Origin of the sequence: Streptomyces sp. NPDC048504 (assembly GCF_043200035.1) — a bacterium.
In the GTDB taxonomy this organism is placed as follows: Bacteria; Actinomycetota; Actinomycetes; order Streptomycetales; family Streptomycetaceae; genus Streptomyces.
Genome location: NZ_JBICXA010000037.1, coordinates 1 through 21007 on the forward strand (window position 1 = coordinate 1; position 21007 = coordinate 21007).

12 protein-coding genes are annotated in these 21007 nt (G+C 71.3%); 8 read left to right on the forward strand and 4 right to left on the reverse strand.

Annotated elements, in window-relative coordinates:
* Positions 1-6743 (reverse strand): amino acid adenylation domain-containing protein (locus tag ACGFY9_RS48460; RefSeq protein ID WP_393765520.1); only part of this gene is annotated, 6743 nt, incomplete at its 3' end.
* A gap of 496 nt (positions 6744-7239) precedes the next feature.
* Between ACGFY9_RS48460 and ACGFY9_RS48465 the strand changes: the two genes are divergently transcribed.
* Positions 7240-8556, forward strand: coding sequence for a helix-turn-helix domain-containing protein (locus tag ACGFY9_RS48465; RefSeq protein WP_393765538.1), 1317 nt, complete (start codon positions 7240-7242; stop codon positions 8554-8556).
* A gap of 55 nt (positions 8557-8611) precedes the next feature.
* On the opposite strand, the gene ACGFY9_RS48470 is transcribed toward ACGFY9_RS48465, so the two are convergent.
* Positions 8612-11314, reverse strand: a complete 2703-nt coding sequence (locus tag ACGFY9_RS48470; RefSeq protein WP_393765522.1) for a non-ribosomal peptide synthetase — start codon at positions 11312-11314, stop codon at positions 8612-8614.
* A 259-nt stretch (positions 11315-11573) separates the two neighbouring features.
* On the opposite strand from ACGFY9_RS48470, the gene ACGFY9_RS48475 reads away from it, so the two are divergent.
* Both ACGFY9_RS48475 and ACGFY9_RS48480 read left to right on the forward strand, forming a co-directional pair.
* Positions 11574-12341, forward strand: coding sequence for an FkbM family methyltransferase (locus tag ACGFY9_RS48475; protein WP_393765524.1), 768 nt, complete (start codon positions 11574-11576; stop codon positions 12339-12341).
* Between the two features lies 1 nt (position 12342).
* The gene (locus ACGFY9_RS48480) at positions 12343-13224 is read left to right on the forward strand and encodes a thioesterase II family protein (RefSeq protein WP_393765526.1); all 882 of its coding nucleotides are present in this window, start codon (positions 12343-12345) and stop codon (positions 13222-13224) included.
* A gap of 106 nt (positions 13225-13330) precedes the next feature.
* On the opposite strand, the gene ACGFY9_RS48485 is transcribed toward ACGFY9_RS48480, so the two are convergent.
* The gene (locus ACGFY9_RS48485; RefSeq protein WP_393765528.1) at positions 13331-13543 is read right to left on the reverse strand and encodes an MbtH family protein; all 213 of its coding nucleotides are present in this window, start codon (positions 13541-13543) and stop codon (positions 13331-13333) included.
* A gap of 338 nt (positions 13544-13881) precedes the next feature.
* Here ACGFY9_RS48485 and ACGFY9_RS48490 point away from each other — a divergent pair, with 338 nt between their 5' ends.
* Genes ACGFY9_RS48490 through ACGFY9_RS48500 form a run of 3 tightly spaced genes read left to right on the forward strand, consistent with a single transcriptional unit; the run spans position 13882 to position 16403 of the window.
* Complete coding sequence (locus ACGFY9_RS48490) at positions 13882-14916, forward strand: beta-ketoacyl-ACP synthase III (protein WP_393765530.1); 1035 nt, start codon at positions 13882-13884, stop codon at positions 14914-14916.
* A 15-nt stretch (positions 14917-14931) separates the two neighbouring features.
* On the forward strand, positions 14932-15168 hold the full coding sequence (locus ACGFY9_RS48495) for an acyl carrier protein (RefSeq protein WP_393765532.1): 237 nt from the start codon (positions 14932-14934) through the stop codon (positions 15166-15168).
* Entirely contained in the window at positions 15165-16403 is a 1239-nt protein-coding gene (locus tag ACGFY9_RS48500; RefSeq protein WP_393765534.1) for a beta-ketoacyl-[acyl-carrier-protein] synthase family protein, read from the forward strand. Before ACGFY9_RS48495 ends, ACGFY9_RS48500 begins: the two co-directional genes overlap by 4 nt.
* Before the next feature lie 188 nt (positions 16404-16591).
* Here the strand turns inward: ACGFY9_RS48500 and ACGFY9_RS48505 are convergent, their stop codons facing one another.
* Positions 16592-17611: a transcriptional regulator gene (locus tag ACGFY9_RS48505; protein ID WP_393765536.1), complete on the reverse strand. Its 1020-nt coding sequence runs from the start codon at positions 17609-17611 to the stop codon at positions 16592-16594.
* A gap of 435 nt (positions 17612-18046) precedes the next feature.
* Between ACGFY9_RS48505 and ACGFY9_RS48510 the strand changes: the two genes are divergently transcribed.
* Together ACGFY9_RS48510 and ACGFY9_RS48515 are read left to right on the forward strand one after the other, a co-directional pair.
* Positions 18047-18493 (forward strand): cold-shock protein, encoded by a 447-nt coding sequence (locus ACGFY9_RS48510; RefSeq protein ID WP_393765540.1) that lies wholly within the window; start codon positions 18047-18049, stop codon positions 18491-18493.
* Between the two features lie 401 nt (positions 18494-18894).
* The gene (locus ACGFY9_RS48515; protein ID WP_393765542.1) at positions 18895-20862 is read left to right on the forward strand and encodes an ABC transporter ATP-binding protein; all 1968 of its coding nucleotides are present in this window, start codon (positions 18895-18897) and stop codon (positions 20860-20862) included.
* Positions 20863-21007: the final 145 nt, after the last annotated feature.

The following is a 21007-nucleotide window of genomic DNA, read 5'->3' on the forward strand; positions in this document are numbered from 1 at the left end:
CGATCGAACGGAAGCCCCAACTCCTCCGGAACCCCCGCCAACGCCTCACGCCAAAAACCCACCTGACGCGACATCAAACTGCCCGCGTCCTCCTCGGACCCCAGCAACTCCCGCTGCCACAACGCATAATCCGCGTACTGCACCGGCAACACACCCCACCCCGGCGCCCGACCCTCACACCGCGCCGCGTACGCCACCGACACATCCCGCGCGAGCGGACCCATCGACCAGCCGTCACCGGCGATGTGGTGCACCACGAGCACCAGCACGTGCTCGTCGCGGTCCACCCCGAACAACCAGGCGCGGACGGGCGTCTCGACGGACAGGTCGAAAGCGTAGCCAGCGGCTCGGGCCATCGCTGCCGTGAGGTCGCCCGGGGCGATCTCACCGGGCGGCAGGTCGGCAGAGGGTTCGATCGTCGGCAGGTCGATCACCGGCTCGGTCAGTGACAGGTCGCCGAGGTCGAGCAGGCGGCCGTCCTGGTGTGGCTGCCGCCCTTGCCGCACATCGACCACGGTGAGGTCCCAGTCGAGCTCGTCGACGGGGACGATCCGCTGGTAGGGCTCCCCGTCGGCCACGGGGAACACCGTCCGCAGCACCTCGTGCCGCTCGATGACGTCCGTCAGCGCCTGGGCGAGGGCCTGCCGGTCCAGGTCCCCCGTGAGGCGTACGACGACCGGGCTGTTGTAGGTCTGGCTGGGGCCTTCCAGCTGGCCGATGAACCACAGCCGGCGCTGCCCGTACGACAGGGGCAGCCGCTCCGGCCTCCGCCGCTCGGCCAAGGCCGCGCGGGCCGTGCCCGCTCCGGCCAGTCCGGCGGCCACACCGGCCGGGGTCGGGGCGTCGAAGAGCGTCCTGATCTCCATCTCCACGCCGAGTACGGTGCGGATCCGGCTGACGAGTCGTGTGGCCAGCAGCGAATGCCCGCCCAGTTCGAAGAAGTCGTCGTCGACGCCGACGCTCTCCAGGCCCAGGACCTCGGCGAACGCGCCGCACAGGATCTCCTCCCGGAGATCTGCCGGTCCGCGGCGCGATCGAGCGGCCGCCGCGGCGTAGTCGGGGGCCGGCAGGGCCGAGCGGTCGAGCTTGCCGTTGCCGGTCAGCGGCAGCGTCTCCAGGACCACCACCACCGACGGCACCATGTGCTCCGGAAGCCGTTCACCGGCGTAGGCGCGCAACGAGGCGGCGAGGGTCGTGGGGTCGGCGTCCTCGTCATCGGTGACGACGTACGCCACCAGGCGCACCTCTCCGGGGATGTCCTCCCGGGCGACGACGGCCGCTCGGGTGGTCTGCGGGTGGGCATCCAGTACCGCCCGGACCTCTCCGGGCTCGACGCGGAAGCCGCGGATCTTGGTCTGTTCGTCGACACGGCCGGCGAAGACGACCTGGCCGTCCGGAGTCCAGCGGGCGCGGTCCCCCGTGCGGTACATCCGCTCGCCGTTCGCGAAGGGGCATGCCACGAAGCGTTCGGCGGTCAGCCCCGGCTGTCCCGTGTAGCCGCGCGCCAGCTGCGCGCCCGCGACGTACAGCTCCCCCACCACGCCCTGCGGGACCGGTTCCAGGGTGGCGTCCAGTACGTACAGCCGGGTGTTCGCCGTCGGGGTGCCCACCGGTATCACTCCGGAGGCAGCCCGGTCCGGGGTGAGGCGGGTGGTGGCGACGCCGATCGTCGTCTCCGTGGGCCCGTAGTGGTTGAAGACGGCCCGGTCGCCGGCCATGGCCAGGAGCTCACCCACGAGCGCGGGCGAAGCGGCTTCACCGCCGAGGACCAGTGCTCGGGCGGGCAGTGCGCCGTCGGGGCCGAGGGCGGCCACGTGTGAGGGGACCGCCTTCAGGAAGTCGATCCGGTGTTCCGTCAGGTACGCCGCGACGGCGATCGGGTCGGTGACCGTCTCCGCGTCCAGGACGTGGAGTTCACCACCCGTGGTCAGGGACGCGAACACCACGGTGTTGCCCAGGTCCGTGGCCTGTGCCTGGAGTACCGCGTAGCGGCCGCCCGGCGTGCCGAAGCCCACCCGGGCCGGCACCGAGGTCACGTAGTTGGCCAGCGCGCCGTGGGTGACGGCCACTCCCTTGGGGCGCCCGGTCGACCCCGACGTGTACATCACGTAGGCCACCTGTTGCGCCCACAGGTCTACGTCGGGTGCCGTGGGAGGCGCGGCGGTGAGCTGGGCCGCGACCATGATGCCGTCCACCGCGACCAGGCGGTGCCGTCCCGCGGGGAGTTCCTCCAGGATCTCCTCGGTGGTCAGCGTCAGCACGGCACGGCTGTCGCCGAGCACGAACGCGATGCGTTCCGCGGGCTGGCCGGGGTCGATGGGCAGGTAGGCCGCGCCCGCCTTCCACACCGCCAGCATTCCGGTGACGGTCTCCACGCCCCGCGGCAGGCACAGGCCCACCACCGACTCCGCACCCACACCCTGCGCCCGCAGATAATGCGCCAGCCGGTTCGCCCGTCCGTCCAGTTCCGCGAACGACACCGAACCACCGGACGAGACGACGGCCGTGGCATCGGCCGTCCGTGCCGCCTGCGCCGCGAACAGTTCGGGCACCAGCTCGCCCGCCGGCTCGGCCGCCGTGTCGTTCCACCCGGTCAGGACCTGTGCGCGTTCGGCGGGTGCGAGCACCCCGACCTGGCTCAGTCGCGTCGCGGGGGCCGTGACCAGTTCTTCAAGCGCCCGGACGAACCGGTCCGCGATCCGCTGGGCGGCTCCCTCGTCGAACAGGTCCACCGCTGCGGTCAGTGAGCCCCGGATGCCTGCCGGTGCCCCTGTCTCGTCGAACGCCTCACCCGCCATGACGTCCAGGTCGAACTTGGCCGCGGGCCGGGCGGTCGACATCATCTCCGCGCGCAGCCCCGGGAGTTCCATCAGCCCGTCGGCGATGTCGTTCATGGTGAGGACGACCTGGAAGAGGGGGTGGCGGGCGCGGGAGCGCTGCGGCGCCAGCTCCTCCACCAGCCGCTCGAACGGCACGTCCTGATGCTCGAAGGCCCCCAGGCCCGCTTCTCGCACGCGGCGCAGCACCTCGGTGAACGCCGGGTCGCCGGACAGGTCGGTGCGCACCACGAGGGTGTTGACGAAGCAGCCGACCAGGTCGTCCAGCGCCTCGTCCGTGCGCCCGGCCACCGCCGACCCGATGGGGATGTCGACGCCGGCCCCCAGGCGGGACAGCAGCACCGCCAGAGCGCCGTGCAGCACCATGAACGGTGTCACGCCCTCGGCGCGGGCCAGGTCCAGCAGCCTCGCGTGCACTTCGGCGGACACGCCGAAGGCGGCCGTGCGTCCGCGGTGACTCGCCACCGGCAGGCGTGGCCGGTCCGTCGGCAGGCGCAGTTCCTCCGGCGCGCCCGCGAGCGCGTCGCGCCAGTACGCCACCTGGCGCGACAGCACGCTCCTCGGGTCGTCGTCCGCGCCCAGCAACTCCCTTTGCCACAGGGCGTAGTCGGCGTACTGCACCGGCAGCTCGTCCCACGTAGGTGTCTGCCCCTCGCAGCGCGCCGTGTAGGCCGTGGAGATGTCCCGGGCGAGCGGTCCCATGGACCAGCCGTCACCGGCGATGTGGTGCACCAGCACCACCAGGACGTGCTCGTCCGTGCGCTCGGTGCGGAACAGCCAGGCCCGCACTGGTACTTCGGCCGACAGGAGGAAGACGTGACCGGCGGCGCCCACGACGGCGCTCGCCAGCTCCGAGAGCGTCCCGTCGGCGGACGCGGCCGGTTCGGGCAGGTCGGTCATCCGCGAGAGCTGCTCGTAGGCCCGGCCGGAATCCCGGACGGTGACCTCCGTCAGCTCCCAGTCGAGGTCCTCCGTGCCGAGGACCGCCTGGTACGGCTCTCCGTCCTCGGACGGCAGGATCGTGCGGAGCGCCTCGTGGCGGCCCAGTACGTCACGCATGGCGGCCTTCAGGGCCGCGGAGTCCAGCCGGCCGGACAGCTTCAGCACGATCGGGGTGTTGTAGGTGGCGCTGGGGCCCTCCAGCCGGCTCAGGAACCACAGCCGGCGCTGCGCGAACGACAGCGGCACTCGTTCGGGGCGTTCCCGTCGGGCGAGCACCACGCGGGCCTGGTCCGCGCCCGCGAGTCTGCCGGCGAGTCCCACGACGGTCGGCGTCTCGAACACGGCCCGCATCGGCAGTTCGACGTTCAGCGTGCTGCGGATGCGGCTCACGAGCTGTGTCGCGAGCAGTGAATGGCCGCCCAGGTCGAAGAAGTCGTCGTCGACGTCGACGCTCTCCAGTTCCAGGACCTCGGCGAACAGCGCGCACAGGGCCTCTTCACGAGCGTCGGCAGCGCTTCGTCCCATGTCCGCGTCCGTGGGCCGCTGCGGTGTGGGCGGCTTCTGTCCGTGCTGTTCCGCCTCGGCTGCGCCGCCCGGAAGCTCCAGTTCGCCGTCGGTGGTCCAGCGCACCCGCATGCCCGCCCGGTACATGCGCGACCCATCCGCCGCGAACGGGTCCGCGACGAACCGCTCCGCCGTCGCCCCGGCGCGGCCCAGCAGCCCGCGCGCCACCCCGGCACCGGCCAGGTACAGCTCACCCGGCACGCCGGGCGCGACGGGGCGGAGCCCGGCGTCGAGCACGTAGACGCGGTTGTTGGCGATCGGCCGCCCGAGCCGGACCGAGCCGTCGCGCGCGACGGTGCCGGTCTCGTGGACACAGCAGGCCACCAGTGCTTCGGCACCGGTGCCGCCGGTACGCCACGGAGCCGGGGCGTCGACGCCGTCGGGTGCTTCGGACGCGGTCCTCGCCTGCGGCAGCAGCGCGCTCAGCACGGTCCGGTCGACCGGTGCCGCCGTCTGCGGGGGCAGGCCCGCTGCTGCGTCCGCCGCCCACCCGACATGGTTGGCCAGTGCGCCGTGGGTGATTCCCACGCACGTCGGCTGCCCCGTCGCGTCCGTCGTGGGGACCACCTGCGCGAGGGTCCGGCTCGGGACAAGCAGGTCCAACGGGCCGGTGCGCGGCCCTGCCAGCGGTTCTGTCAGCGACGGATCGTCCAGGGCGATCGCTCGCACCCGGCTCCACGGCAGAGCCGGGAGCCCGTGGTCGGGGTCGTCGCGGCCGGTGAGGACGAGATCGGCCCCCGCCTCGGCGAGCAGTCGGTCGATCCTCTCGGCTGGCAGGGTCGGGTCGACCGGCAGCGTGGCGCCGCCGGCCTTCCACACCGCCAGGGTCGCCACGATCGTGTCCGTGGCGCGCGACGTGCACAGGCCGACCACGGACTCCGGGCCCACCTGCTGCTCCGCCAGATGGTGCGCCAGCCGGTCGGCCCGCCCGTCCAGCTCGGCGCAGGACATGCCGGTGCCGTCGACGATCGCGTCCGGTGTACGGGCGGCCCGCGCCTCCCACAGCCGCACCGGCGACGGCTCCGTCACCGCCTCGGAGTCCGTGTCGTTCCACTCGACGAGTACGCGCGCCCGCTCCCGCTCCGAAAGGACGTCGATCCGGCCGAGGGGGTCGGTGTGCTCGGCCGCGACGAGGCCGCGCAGGATCCGGCCGAAGCGGGGGCAGATCTGCTCCTCCGGCTCCAGGTCACGTGTGCCGCGGTGCACGTCGACGTCCAGCTGGAGCCCGGCGCCGTCCAGCCGGTCGTAGACGTCGAAGCTCAGCGTGTCGATGGGGCCGTTGGCGAGGTTGCGGGTGGTCGCCGTGCAGTCGCCGAAGCCGAGCCGGTAGTCGAACGCCATGACGTTGACGACCAGGTCGCAGAGCGGAACGCCGCCGAGGAGCTTCAGGTCGCGCAGCATGTCCTCGTAGCGGTAGCGCTGGTGCCGGGTCGCGGCCCGCACCTGTGACGTGATCTGCCGCAGGAGGCTCCCCACCGTGGTCGACTCGGCGACGGAGAGACGGATGGGGAGGATGTTCGACGTCATGCCGGGGACCGCGAGCGCGCGGCGTCCGGAACGCCCGAGGACGGGGACCCCGACGACGATGTCCCGCGCGTCCGTCATGCGGTGGTGGTAGAGGGCCGCGGCGGCGATCGTCAGACCGGCCAGGGAGGTCCGCAGCCGCCGCGCACCCAGCTTGAGGTCTGCGCTGTCCTCGGCGTCGATCTCGCCCCGGTACCGGACCGGCGTCCGGGGGAGCTGCCGGGGCCGGTGCCCGTCGGACCGTTTCGCGTGCGGGAGGTCCGACAGCGCACCCGTCCAGTACGCCCGGTCCTCCGCCAGGGCCGGGGAGGAACGGTAGGCGAGGTCCTGGTCCAGAAGGACCTCGATCGGCTCGATGATCCGGTCCTGCTGCGGATCGCGGCCTTCCACCAGGGCCGTGTAGTTGTGCGCCAGCCGGTCGGCGAACAGCCGGCCGCTGTGTCCGTCCATCACGAGGTGGTGAGCGCAGTGCAGCCAGTAGTGGCGGTCCGGGCCGACCTTGATCACGGCGTAGCGGGTGAGGGGCCCGCCGAGGACGTCCATCGGCCGGCGCATCCGGCCCAGCATCCAGGCCTCTGCGGCCGCGCGGGGATCGGGCTCCGCGGTGAGGTCCAGGATCTCGACGGGGTGGTCGTCCGCGTCGCCGAGGTGCTGCCGAGGAACGCCGTCCACCAGCCGGAAGCGCAGCCGCGCCGTCTCGGCGTCGTCCATCGTGCGGCGCAGGGCTTGGGTGAGCAGGTCCACGTCGAGGGGGCCGCGTATCTCCACGTACTCGCCGACGTTGTAGACCGGGTTCCCGGGGTCGAGTTGCTGTGCGTACCAGACAGCGAGCTGACCGGCCGTGAGTTCCCGGTGTTCACCTACAGTTGCTGCCATCCCTGCACACCCCAACCGATCCGAATCATCGACTGGAGCAGCGAGGAGCAGCCGCCGTCGAGGCATGCTGAATTACCGTCCAGTCCTCAATGACAAAGCTGCGAGGGGATGCTGTTCGGCACCCCGGATACTGCGCTCGGAATTCCCGCCATGGGCTCGGAATTCCGCGGAGTTCGACGTGCTCGTCCCTTCCGACCGTCGGCGGAGCGAATCAGGACACGGACATTCACGGGCGCGGCCACTCGCCCGGTGGCCTGCTGCCTGGCCACGGCGCGCCCCATGGTGGCAGTTCCCCGCGAAGACGGTCCAGGTCGGCGCCCCGCGTGTTCAACTGAGGCAGCGCCTCACTTGAACGGCTGCCGGTCCGATGCGGGCGTGCTCCCGCTGACACCGGAAGTCGGGCCTGCGTACGGTAGGGCGGATGAGCCGTGCCCAATAGGACAGAGAGCGGGGGGCATTGAGCGTCGACCGCATATCGAAGACGCAGTTCGGTTCCGTGCTGCGCAGCGCGCGAAAGCGCGCGGGTATGACACAAGGGCAGCTCGCCGAGATCTCGACGGTGAGCATCCGGGCCATTCGGGACCTCGAACTCGACCGTACCGGCAGCCCGCGATTGCAGACCGTCCGATTACTGGCCGATGCCCTGCGGTTGAACGGGGCACGGCGGGCGGAACTGGAAGCCGTCGCCGGGCCGACGGTGGTGCGGTCGCTCCACGACGACCTGCCGGCACCACCGGCCCCCCTGTCCCCGCCCCTTGCCCGGGAGGAGGAGACGTCCTCGCTCATCGCACTGCTGCGGTCCACCGGTCACCGGCTGGTCCGGGTGGTGGGCGCGCCCGGGGTGGGCAAAACGACGCTCGTCCAGAACGTCGCGAGCGAACTGCACCGGAGCCGGCTCGTTCCGGTGCTCTTCCTGGAGCGTCCTGAGGCACTGCCCGGCACCGGCCCGCACGGTTCCGCGCGCCGGCTGCTGAGCCGCGTCGCGGACGTGGTCGGCTGTGCCGCCACGGTGGACGAGGTGGCCGGCCGTCTCGCCGCGGACGAGGTCCTTCTCGTCGTCGACGACCGTGACCTCGACGAGCGGGATCACCAGGACCTGCGGGGGCTGCTGCGGCTCTGCCGCACGCTACGGGTGCTGATGGAGTCCTGCGACGCCGCCCCGGTACGCATCGGGGAGATCACCTTCACGCTCTTCCCCCTCGACGTCCCGGAATGGGACCCCCGCGCCTGCGATGCGGCCGCCCTGGACTCCCCCGTGACGCGGTACATGCTGTCGCGCTGCGCCCTGCTCTACCCGGCGGAGGTGTCGTCCCCGGAGACGGTGGCCGCGATCGCCGGCGTGTGCTGGCTCCTCGACGGAATCCCGTCGGCGCTCGAGTCGGCTGCCTCCTGGCTGCTCATCTACGAGCCCACGGAACTTCTGCGCATGGCACAGGCGTCCCCGGCACGGCTGGTGATGCCTCCGTCCCGGACCGATGCCCCGCTCGTCGTCTGGATGCGTGACGCCCTCACGTCGCTCCCGCCGTCGCAGCTCGACGCCCTGCGCAGGCTGGTCGACGCGCGGCCCTGGACGGTGAGCGACGCCGTCACGCTGCTCGCCGGTTCCGTCACGGACACGGAGAGCGCCGTGCACGCGTTGCGCGCACGCGGTCTGGTACGCCGCGTGGCATCCGCGCACGGGAACGGGCAGCGGTTCGTGGTGCTCAACCTGGTGCGCCACCTCGTGCACTCCGAGTTCGGTGCCTCCTCCGCGGCCTGCGGTGTGCCCGTCGCGTGGGCCGGGCTCCGTGACGTCCAGCCGCTGACCTCGTGAGCGGAGCCCGCCGTCGGCGGGATCGCCGGGACCGTGCGCGGCCGTTCCGGGTCTGTCAGCGGTCCGCCGCCTTGAGGGCCGCCACCACCTGGCGGATGGTGGGGTGGCGGTAGAACTCGCGCAGGCGGAGGGTGGGCAGCCCTTCGGCCCGCATCGCCGCGGAGCTCTTCACCGCGACCGTGGAGTTGCCTCCGGCCTCGAAGAAGTCGTCGTCGAGACCGACCGGGAAGCCCAGGAGTCGTGACCACAACTCCTGCAGCCAGGCCGCCAGTTCGTCGTCCGCCGTCGGCGTGGCGTCCTCGGCGGCGCCCTTGGTGATCCCGGGGGCGGGCAGCCGGGCCACATCCACCTTGCCGCTCGTGGTCAGCGGCAGGGCATCCACCTGCGTCATCGTGGCCGGGACCATGTAGTCGGGCAGGAGGGCGGCGGCGTGTTCGCGGACAGACCGCACGTCCCCGCCGTCCAGCACCACGTAGGCGTCGAGGCGCAGGCCGGATGAACCGCCCCCGTCGGTGGAGCCCACGACAACCGCTGCGGCCCGGACGGCTCCGTCCTCCAGCAACACCGTGCGGATCTCGTCCAGTTCGATCCGGAACCCCCGTATCTTCACCTGGTCGTCCAGGCGTCCCAGGTGTTCCAGTGCCCCGTCCGGCCGCAGCCGTCCCCGGTCGCCGCTGCGGTACATGCGGCCACCGTGGTACGGGTCGGGCAGGAACCGTTCGGCGGTCAGGTCCGGTTGGCCGACGTAGCCGTGGGCGACGCCGGCACCGCCGACGCAGATCTCGCCCGCGACCCCGGGCGGCAGCAGCCGTCCCTCGGGATCCAGCACGTAGAGGTGCCATCCGGGCAGCGGTGCGCCCACCGAACGCGTCGCGCCGAGCGCCAGCTCACGTGTCACGGTCTGTGCGGTGACGTGCACGGTGGTCTCGGTGATGCCGAACATGTTCACCACCCGGCACCGGTCGTCGGGGTACGCGTCGAACCAGGGCAGCAGCATCCTGGCGTCGAGCGGTTCACCGCCCAGGATCAGCAGCCGCACCACGAGGCCCGTGTGGTCGACGGACAGGAGGTTGGCGAGGGCCGAGGGCGTCTGGCTGAGCACCGTGACCCCGTGGGCGACCATGAGGTCGCGGAACCAGTCGGGTTCGCGTGAGGTGAGGTGGGGCACGACCACGAGGCGGCCGCCGGTCAGCAGGCAGGCCCAGATCTCCCACACCGAGAAGTCGAAGGCGCTCGAGTGGAAGAACGTCCACACGTCCGCCGCTCCCAGCCCGAAGTCGGCGCGGGTCGCCCGCACGAGACTCAGCACGTTGTCGTGGGGTACGGCGACGCCCTTGGGCCGCCCGGTGGAACCGGACGTGAAGATCACGTAGGCGGTGTCGGCGTCCCCCGCGCCGCGCTGCCCGCCGGGCGCGTCCGGCGTGTGGTCGTCCTCGAGCAACTGGTCGGGGGTGGCCGGACGGTGGCCGTCCTGCGCGAGATCGAGGCGCCGGGTGACCAGCAGGTGTGCCGCCGAGGTCGCCATCATGTGGGAGACCCGTTCGGCCGGGTACGCGGGGTCGGCCGGGACGTAGGCGGCGCCGGCCTTGAGCACGCCGAGCAGCACGGCGACCAGTTCCGCCGACCGGTCCAGGCAGACTCCTACGCGGTCGCCGGGGCGAATCCCCCGCGCTCGGAGACCGGCCGCGAACATGTCCGCCAAGTCGTCGAGTTGGGCGTAGGTGAGCCGCACGTCGTCGTCGGACACCGCGACGGCGCCGGGAGCGGAGGCGACCACCCGGGCGAACGCCTCGTGCACGGTTTCCGCCGAGGCGGGCGACGCGGGCAGCGACCTGCCCAGGCGCACGATGCGGTCGCGTTCCCCGTCGTCGAAGAGCTCGGCGTCGGCGGCGGGAGTCCGCGGTGCCGTCGACGACTGCCCGTACACGTGGGCGACGTGCCGGGCCAGTTGCTCACCGGTCGTGGAACCGGCATGGCTCAGCAGGTGGTCGCAGCGCAGCCACAGCCTGCGGTCCGCCCGGCGGACGAGGGAGAACGTCAGGGGGAACACCGGCGCCAGTGAGGGGAGGTAGGCCTCGCCCTCGCGCAGCGGTTCCCCGGCGCCGCCCGGCAGCGTGCCGGCCACCACCGGGGCGGCCACGAACAGATGCGGCTGCCGGTACACCTCGTCGAGGGTGCCGTTCACCCGCACGGCCACGGCGCCCTCGTCGGATCCGAGGACGATCTCATCGGTGTCGTCGTCGGCGTAGCGTCGCAGCGTCACGGCCAGCGCGGTGCGCAGCCTTCTGTCGTCGGCCGGCGCGTCGGGCGGCAGGACCGCCCAGGCCGTGGCGGACCGGTCGCCGTCGCCCTCACCGAACCCCCAGCCGGGAGGGGCGCCGTTCTCGGTGGCCGGCGTGCCCACGGAAGCGTCGGCGATGCGCTTGAACTCCGCGGTCACCGCCTCCTGGTTCCCGTCGGCCAGCTCGGAGACCAGACGCCGCAGTCCGGCCGTGTCCAGCAGGGCGCGGGGGGCCACGACGACCAGGTCGGCCGGGCCGTCCGGGCGTCGGAGCAGGAGCGCCTGCACGCCGTCCCCCGCTCTCGCCGCTTCCCCGCACCACACGTCCGGGGCGCCGCGTCCTCCCGTCACCGGTGGCACGTCCACGACGCGGAGGTACGGCACGTCGCCGACGCCCGCGAAACGCTGCATGACGAGTTCCGCCCGCGCCGGATCCGTCAGGCGGAGCCGGACGGCGTGCTGCTGTGCCCTCACCATGGGTGCGCTCCTCCGCGTCGCCGAATCACCCGAGTACGGTACGAGGCCCCACGCACGCTGAACGGCAGTTCGGGCGGCGACTCGTAGGCAGCGCGCATACCGCCCTCTCCCCGGAAGGCGGCACGGCGCTCGGGGAAACTGCCTCAGGGATCGCCTCCCGTACTGCCGGTGCCGGAGGCGGCGGGACCCTAGTCTCGGTGCGATGACAGCAGGTGGAGGAACTCCCACGGCTCCGGTCAGGAGAAAGCTCCCGAACGGGATGCACGTCTTCAGTCTCAACGGCAACGAGACGGACTACCTGTACGGCGAGATCTTCGATGACGAGTCCTACGTCCCACCGCAGGGCTGGCGCATGTCCGAGAAGCCGGTGGTTCTCGATGTCGGCGCCAACATAGGGCTGTTCACGCTCTTCGCGACGCAGCAGTGGCCCGACGCACAGGTGTTCTCCTTCGAGCCGGCGCCCGACGTCTTCGACGCGCTCCGGCGGAACACGGGCCACCTTCCCGGTGTGCGCGTCCACAACCTGGCGCTGGGCGACGAGGACCAGACGCGCGAGCTGACCTACTACCCCAACTACACCATGATGTCGGGCTTCGACGCCGACCCGGCGGTCGACAGGGTGCTCGCCTCGGCGTTCATCACCAGCGCCGCCGACTCCATCGACGAGGAGCTCCGGGAGGAGTTCATCCATCAGGCGAAAGACCTGGTGGAAGACAGCCTCGACGAACGGCGGCTGGTGCGCTGTGACGTGCGGCGCGTGGAGACGTTCGCCGAGCGGGCCGGCATCGACCGGATCGACTTCCTCAAGGTCGACGTGGAGGGCTTCGAACTGCGGGTCCTGCGGGGCATCGGCGACCGTCTGTGGCCGACGATCGCCAATGCCGCCGTCGAGGTCGCCGATCGGGGCGGGGCGCTCAACGCGGTGGTCTCGCTCCTGGAGAGCCAGGGCATGACCACGTTCGTCCGGCAGGCGGCGGAGTACCGCACCACCGATCTCCACACCGTTTTCGCATGGCGGGTGGCGTGAGATGACGGAAGTTTCTCCCGCACCCGCACCCGCCGCCCCCGCACCGCCACCGGTACCCGCACCGCCACCGGTACCGGCACGCCCGCCGGCACCGGACCCGCGGGCCCTGCTGTCCGCCAAGCGGTGGGTCGTCCGTCCCCGGCGGACCGAGGATCCGGGCATCAAAGTCTTCTGCTTCCCGCACGCGGGCGCGGGGGCGGCCGCGTTCACCCCGTGGGCCAGGCGCCTGCCACCCGGGGCCGAACTGTGCGCCGTGCGCTACCCGGGGCGGGAGAACCGGATCGATGAGCGGCCCTTCGACGACCTCCACCGACTGGTGGACGCGCTCGCACCCGTGGTCGCGCCGCTGACCGACCGGCCTTTCGTGTTCCTCGGGCACTGCTCCGGCAGCGTCGTCGCGCTGGAAGTGGCCCGCCGCATCCGCGAGGCACAAGGGCGGCTTCCTGCCGCCCTGTTCGTGTCCTCCATCGCGGGGCCCGTCCGGCATTCCTCGGAGTCGATCCACCTGCTGCCGCGGGAGGCGTTCTTCGAACGCGTCGCGCTCTACGGCGGGATCGACGCCTCCGTGCTCGACGACCCCGAGATCATGGACGTATTCGAGCCGACGCTGCGCGCCGACTTCCGTATCGCCGAGGAGGGAACGCCCGGGCAGGCGGCACCCCTGGACGTGCCGATCACGGCGGTGGGCGGCCGGCACGATCCCTTCGTGAGCTTCGAGGACCTGGCGGCCTGGCGCGAGGAGACGAGCACCGCGTTCTCCCTCCATCACATCGACGCGGGGCACTTCGTCCTGGACCAGACGATGGAGCGGATGGCGGACGCCCTGCCCGACCTCCTGCGGCAGGCCGGCGCGACCGTACCCACGCCTCGCCCGGCGGACTGAGGGCCGGCCCGGGGGGCAGAACGAGTCGGCGGCACGGCGGCGCACACACGCCCGTGCCCCCGGCCCGACGTGGACGTCGGACCGGGGGCACGGGCTTTTCGAATGCCTACTTCTTCTCCATGGCCTCGATCAGACTCTTGGGACGCATATCGGTCCAGGTCCTCTCGATGTAGTCGAGGCATTCCGCGCGGCCCGCCTCACCGAACACGGTCTTCCAGCCACCCGGCGTATCCACGAAGACCGGCCAGAGGGAGTGCTGCCCCTCTTCGTTGACCAAGACATAGTAGTTGGCATCGGGGTCGTCGAATGGATTCGTCACCACGCCGTCCCTTCCGAGGTAGTCAAATCAGCCGGCCGGTCAGGGCCATCCCCCGATCAGCAACGGTTGGAGGCTAATCAATCAGCGGCAGCACCACACCCATCGTTCAACTGCGCCGCCGCACCAGTTGAACAACTCACCCCTTCTCAGCTGCGAGTTCACAGCAGCAGCCGGCCTTGGAAGGTGATGCGGAATTTCCGTTCCGGCGATACGTGAAGACCTTTTCCGGCCACAGTTGTGCACGGATCCGGAAATGGATACCGTCGCCGGACGATTCACATCACCTCATGCCACGTGACCGCCGTGCCGATCGCGCACGCACTTTGGGAGGCGGCTGAATGAGCGTGTCACGCCTCGGCATCGGTACCCGGAGGGATTCCCAACCCCGGGCAGCGGCCGTGATCTCCGGACTGGGAGCCTGCCTTCCGTCGAGAGCGGTCCACAACACTTCATTGGCGGAAGGCCTGGACACCAGTGACGAATGGATTCGCACCCGTACCGGAATCCAGTCCCGCCGGCGCATCGACCCGGAACTGTCGGTGCTCGACCTGGCCTGCGAGGCCGCCGGAAACGCCCTGCGGTCGGCAGGGACCGACACCGTCGACGGCCTCGTCTTCGCCACGACGACACCGGAGCGCCCCTGCCCCTCCGCGGCCCCCGAGATCGCGTCCCGCACAGGACTGGGACACGTCCTCGCCTTCGACGTCTCAGCCGCCTGCAGTGGGTTCCTGTACGCGCTGACGACGGCAGGCGCCCTGATTACGGCCGGCACCGTGGACAGCCTCCTGGTCGTGGCGGCGGAGACGTACTCACGCATCGTCGACCCGGCGGACCGGTCCACGGCCGTCCTCTTCGGGGACGGGGCAGGGGCGGTCGTGCTGCGCTCCGGCGCGACCGGCGACCCCGGGGCGCTCCTCGCCCACGACCTGGGCAGCGACGGCACGGGCGCGGATCTGATCCGGATCCCCGGCGCCCGCGAACAGAGCACCGGGCAACGCTGGTTCAGCATGTCCGGACGGAAGGTGTACCTGCAGGCCATCGACCGCATGGCGGAGTCGGCCCGACGGGTCATGAAGGACTGCGGCTGGAGCCCCGGAACTCTCGGCATGCTCGTACCGCACCAGGCGAACGCACGCATCATCGAGGCTTTGGCCGGCCGGCTCGGACTCCCGCCGGAACGCGTGCTCTGCGCACTCACACACACCGGCAACACCGCGGCCGCTTCCATCCCGCTGGCCCTGGCCGGCGCAGTGGCCGACCGCCGGCTGGAACCCGGGGCCCGCACCGTGCTGACCGCCTTCGGCGGCGGCCTCAGCTGGGCGTCCACGGGACTGATCTGGCCACAGCTGACCGCCGTCACCTCAGAGGTCTGACAGAAGGAGCCACCTGTGTTCATCGACTACCTCACCACCCTCCTCGGCACCGTCTACAAGGTCCCCGGAGTCATCGACCCCGACAAGTCGTTCGCGGAACTGGAAGTGGACTCGCTGTCCCTGGCGGAGCTCGGCGCGCATCTGGAGGAGGAACTCGGCGTGACGGTCGACGAGGCGGAGCTGACCGGCTCCACCACCGTCACCGAGCTGGCCGGGCTGCTGCACGTTCGCGGGGCGGTCGTGCCGGCATGAACGGACGAAGACAGCGGCACCCGGATGTGGTGATCACGGGCGTCGGGATGGTGTCGCCCGCCGGCACGGACACGGCGACGGCGTGGAAGGCAGCCTGTGCCGGGCTGCCCACGGCGGCTCCCGACGCCCGGCTCGAGGGCATGGCCGTGGACTTCAGCTGTGCGGTGTCGGCGTTCGACGCGCACACGGTACTGGGGACCGACGCGCGCCGGATGGATCCCTTCACGCAGTACGCCGTCGCGGCGGCCCGCGAAGCCGTGGCGGACGCGGCGGCGGACGGAGGGCACTGGGACCCGGCCAGGGTGGGAGTGCTGATCGGTACCGCCGTCGGTGGCCTGGAAACCTGGCTGGAGCAGTCGGCGCGGCTGCGGAACACGGGGCCGCGTGCGGTCAATCCGCTGACCGTCCCCAAGGCCATCGGGAACATGGCCGCGGCCGCGGTGGCCCTGGACCTCGGCCTGAACGGACCCACGCTCGCCGTGGCCACCGCGTGCGCATCCGGCACCACGGCGCTGGGTTTCGCCCTCGACCTCTTGCGCGCCGGCCGCTGCGACGTCGTGCTGGCCGGTGGCACCGACGCCGCGATCACCCCGCTCCTGTCCGCCGCCTTCGACCGGCTCAAGGCCCTGTCCCGGCGCCGCGACGAACCGTCGTCGGCGTCCCGGCCGTTCGACCGGCACCGTGACGGCTTCGTCTTGGCGGAAGGGGCCGCGGTGCTCGTGCTGGAGCGTGCGGCGGACGCGCGGGCCCGTGGCCGACGCCCGTACGCGACGCTCCTGGGGTACGGCGAGTCCACGGACGCCCACCACCTCACCTCGCCCGACCCGGACGGGAAAGGCGCGCGGCTCGCCATGCGAAGCGCACTGGCGGACGCCGGGGTGGCCGCGTCGGACGTGGCGCTGGTCAACGCGCATGCCACGGGCACGCCGCTGGGCGACGCCGTCGAGGCACGCCTCATCCACAGCTTCTTCGGCTCGCACACGGCGGTCACCTCCACGAAGGGAGTGACGGGGCACATGCTGGGAGCCGCCGGCGCCGCCGAGGCGGTGTTCACGGCCTTGTCCGTCGAACAGGGCGTCGTCCCGCCCACCGCCAACCTCGATGAGCCGGGGGCCGACATCGCCGACATCGACATCGTGCACGGCGCTCCGCGGTCCGCCCCGGTCCCCGTAGCGGTGAGCAACTCGTTCGGCTTCGGCGGGCACAACGCCGTCGTCGTCCTGGGGCGCGCCTGAACGAGACGCACGAGGAGCCGGGGCGGGCGTCCGCGGCACACGAGGAGTGGGGGTTGTTCGCCGCGCAGGAGAGCCAAGGAGAGCCAAGGAGATGTTCGCCGCCCCACAGAGGCCCAGAGGGCATACGGGACGCACCAGGGCTCGTCAGTTCGCGTCAAGGTCTCCCGCGCCGGTTCCCCGCGCGGCCCTCACCCGGCGCCTTCGTCGAGTTCCTGCGCCACCTCCAGCCAGGTCTCGGCGTACTGGCGGGCGAGGTCGACGACGAGGTCCCCGCAGTGCGAGGGCACCGCGGCGGCCAGCTTGGACCAGCCCCGCTCCTCGATCGCGTTGCGCTGGAGTACCCGGAACAGGCGCAGGTCCCCCTCCCTGTGCCGCAGCGACGGATCGCTGAGCAACCTGTCGAAGAGGGCGGCGTGGTCGGGGACCGGCAGCCGGCTGCCACGCGCAGGCGGCCGCGGCCCCTCCGGCGCGGCGGACACCACCGGCAGGATCGGATCCACGGCGTCGGCTTGCGGGCGCCCGCCGCCGGGCGGGGCCGGCTGGGGCGTCTGCTCCGGGACGGGCGGCTCGCCGGCCAGGAGCCGTCTGCGGACGTCGCTCACCGTCGCGGGCGAGACACCGGCGAGCCTCGCGATCTCGCGCAACGACGCCTGCGGACGCTCGGCGATCAGTCGAGCGGCCCGCTCGCGGCCCTCGGCGCCGTTGAGGGGGCGCACCTTGCCGTCCCTGCCGATGCGCGCGCTCAACTGGGTGTTCCCGCCTGCGGAGTTGCGCCGTATGGCGGCTACCGTCTTGGCTCCCAGGCCCGCGACCCGGGCGATCGCCCGGTCCGACATCGCGGGATGCGAGGCGATGATGCGCTCGGTCGCGGCTCGGCGGTCCTCCCTCGACAGCGGGAGGCCGTGGGTCACGTTCGCCTCGACAGCCCGCAGGAAGGCCTCCTCGGCGGTGCCGTCGAAGAACTCGACGAGGACGGTCGCCTCGCCCTTGCGGAAGGCGGCCGCCAGCCGGTGCATTCCGTCGATCACGCGCAGGCTGCGCCGGTCCACCAGGATGGGAGGGAGCGGGGTCTCCACCGCCGCCAACCGGGCCACGTGCTCCGCGGCCTGGCCCTCGAGACGCGGGGAGTCCGCGGGAAGGAGCGAGGCGACCGGAACGGACGTGACCCCGCGCACGGCCGACGCGGGAGGCGCGGCGGACCAGGCCAAGCCGTCTCTTTCTCCGGAGGATTCTGGATACCTCGAGTCGACAGCGCTACGCTTCATTTCCCGCTCCCCCACTGAAGAAACGTCTGTTCTTGACGACGACTTTCGGCAGAAAATCTGCGACCGCCGGGCAGTGAGGGAAATGCGGAATCAATGCTGTCGAACTCGCGACCAGTACACCGGTAGCGGTTTCATCAACTCACCGCCACTCCTCCAGAACGCCCGAAACTGCATTCGAACCTACCTCCAGCATGCAGTTCGGGCAACCGGCGAAGACCAATCCGCGGCCGTCACGAGACGGCGTTCAAGTGCGGCACGGCGGCGGTTGAACGTCCTGTTCCACCGCCGGCCGCTCGCCTCCACGGGTGCCCCTGTCCTATCTTCTTCAGCATGACGCTGATCCGGGCAAGGGGCCCGGTGGGCAAGGGGTTGGTGGGCATGGTTACCGGTCATGTGGTGCGGTTCGACAGTGTGCGGGGTTTTGGATTCATCGCTCCCGATCACGGAGGGGACGACGTCTTCCTGCACGTGAACGATCTCCTGATCCCCGAGCACTATATTCGCTCGGGCCTCGCGGTCCAGTTCGAGGTGGAGGAGGGTGACCGCGGGCTCAAGGCCTCGGCCGTCCGGCTCGCGGAAGGGGCCGAGGCCAAGTCCGCGGCCTTCCAGACGCCCGTCGGCGTCGCCGCGGCCCTGGTGTCGGAGCCCGCCAGGCATGCCGACGGCGACGACTCCCTGTGCGACGTGCTCGCCGCGAACGAGTACCTGCACGAGGTGACCGAGGTGCTCCTGTCGACGGCCCCGTCGCTGACGGGAGATCAGATTGTTCAGATCCGGGCGGGATTGCTCCAGTCCGCCAAGAACCACGGCTGGACCGAGGGCTGATCGACGGTGTCGGGGGAGCTCCGGCTCCCCCGCATCCCACCCTCGTCTTTCACGGCCTTCCGGCCTTCCCGGGGTCCTCGCGCGTGACGCCATTCCGCGCTGACACCCCGAAGCGCCGCGATCTCCTCTCCGGGCTCGGCCCCCTTCCCGTGCCATGAGCCGGGCACCCCGCAAACAGCCGGATGAACGGTCCGTCCGGCATTGATCGGGGTGACCGTGCACTGCATCGTGGATGCCACGGTTTTCTCTTCATGGAATGCTGCGACGGCGATTTCAGCACACCGCAGAATTCCGGTCCTGGTCGCCGGATGTTGACCCGATGTCTTCTCTCCACCCAATGCGGCGATGCGAGAAGAACAGAGAGCGAGGCAGTTTCCGTGACCGTGCTAAACCGCCCGTCCATGGGCCCGATACGGCTGCGGCCGGGCGACGAGTCGCTCCAGCGCCAGCAGGTCAGACCGGGAACGGTGCGGCGCATCCTCCCGTACGCCCGGCCCTACCGCCGGCAGGTGGCGCTGCTGCTGACGGTGACCGCCCTGGACGCCTGCATCGCGGCCGCCAGTCCACTGATCCTGAAGTACATCATCGATCAGGGCATCCTGCCCGGGCACCTCGACGTCGTCGTGTGGCTCAGCCTGGCGCTGGCCGGACTGGCCCTGGTGGACGCCGGGGTCGCCTACATGCAGAGCTGGTGCTCGGGCCGGGTGGGCGAAGGAGTCGTCTACCAACTGCGCACCCAGGTGTTCTCGCACGTGCAGCAGCAGCCGCTGGCGTTCTTCACCCGCACACAGACCGGCAAGCTGATCAGCCGGCTCAACACGGATGTCGCCGGTGCCCGGCAGGCCGTGACCACCCTGCTCACCCAGGCCGTCTCCACGATTCTGACCCTGGTCCTGGTCCTCGGCGCGATGTTCTACCTCTCCTGGCAGATCACCGTGGCGGCTCTGGTGATGATTCCGTTGTTCCTGATCCCCGCGCGTCTGCTGACGCGTCGCATGCAGCGCATCACCAGATCGCTCATGGAGCAGGACGCGGAGATGAGCTCGATCATGACCGAGCGTTTCAACGTCTCGGGCGCCATGCTGGCCAAGCTCTACGGGCGTCCGCAGGACGAGGACGCGCTGTTCGCCGGCAAGGCCGCCGAAGTCCGCGACCTCGCCATCAGGCTGGTCGTCTGGGGTCGGCTGCTGCCCATCATCGTCACCGTTCTCACGACCTTCACCACGGCCCTGGTCTACGGCCTGGGCGGCGCCCTCACCATCGACGGGACCATCGAGTTCGGCACACTGGTGGCCATGGTGGCCCTGCTGATGCGGCTGTACGGCCCCGTCAACGAACTGTCGACCATGCAGGCGACCGCCACGGTCGCCCTGGTCAGCTTCGACCGGGTCTTCGAGGTTCTCGATCTCAAGCCGCTGATCACCGAGCGCCCCGGCGCCAAGGCGTTGCTGCCCGAAGCCGGTGCCGAGAGCCGGGAGGGATCGGCCGCGGACGCCCCGGACATCGAGTTCGAGGGGGTTTCCTTCCGGTACCCCAGCGCCGACGAGGTGTCGATGGAGTCACTGGAGGCGACCGCGAGCCGCAAGCACGAGCGGTCGGACGCGACCGCGCAGGAAGTCCTCCACGAACTGAGCTTCCGCGCTCCGGCAGGCAAACTCACCGCGTTGGTCGGCCCGTCGGGCGCCGGCAAGACCACCATCACCCAGCTGGTGCCCCGTATGTACGATCCGCACCTCGGCACCGTACGCATCGGCGGCCACGACATCCGTGAGCTGACCCTCGACTCACTGCGCGAGAACGTCGGTGTCGTCACCCAGGAGTCCCACCTCTTCCACGACACCCTCCGCGCCAACCTGTCGTACGCCCGTCCCGGCGCCGACGAGCAGGAGCTGATCGAGGCGTGCAGGGCGGCGTTGATGTGGGACACCATCACCGCTCTTCCCGAGGGCCTCGACACCGTCGTGGGTGACCGCGGCTACCGTCTCTCCGGCGGCGAGAAGCAACGGATAGCCCTGGCCCGGTTGCTGCTCAAGGCCCCGCCGATCGTCGTGCTCGACGAGGCGACCGCCCATCTGGACTCGGAGTCGGAGGCGGCGATCCAGCAGGCGCTCAGGACCGCCCTCGCCGGCCGCACCTCGCTGGTGATCGCCCATCGACTGTCCACCATCCGCGAGGCCGACCAGATCCTGGTCGTCGAGGACGGCCGGATCTGCGAGAGCGGAACCCACGAGGAACTGCTGGCGGCAGCGGGACTCTACGCCGATCTCTACCACACGCAGTTCTCCCACCAGGCGACCGACCGCAGGAGCGTCGGCCACCAGCCGTCGCCGTCCGCGGTGATCGCGGGCAGTGCGCAACTCGGGTCCTGACCGACTCCGTCCCCTCGAACGCCGAGCCGGGTCACCGCATGCGGTGACCCGGCTCGGCGTTCGTGTTGCCCTCCCCCCAGCCGCCCCGCGGGGTGGGGCCGCCCACGGGCCCCCCGGCGCCCCCCCGCCCCGCCCCCCCGAACCG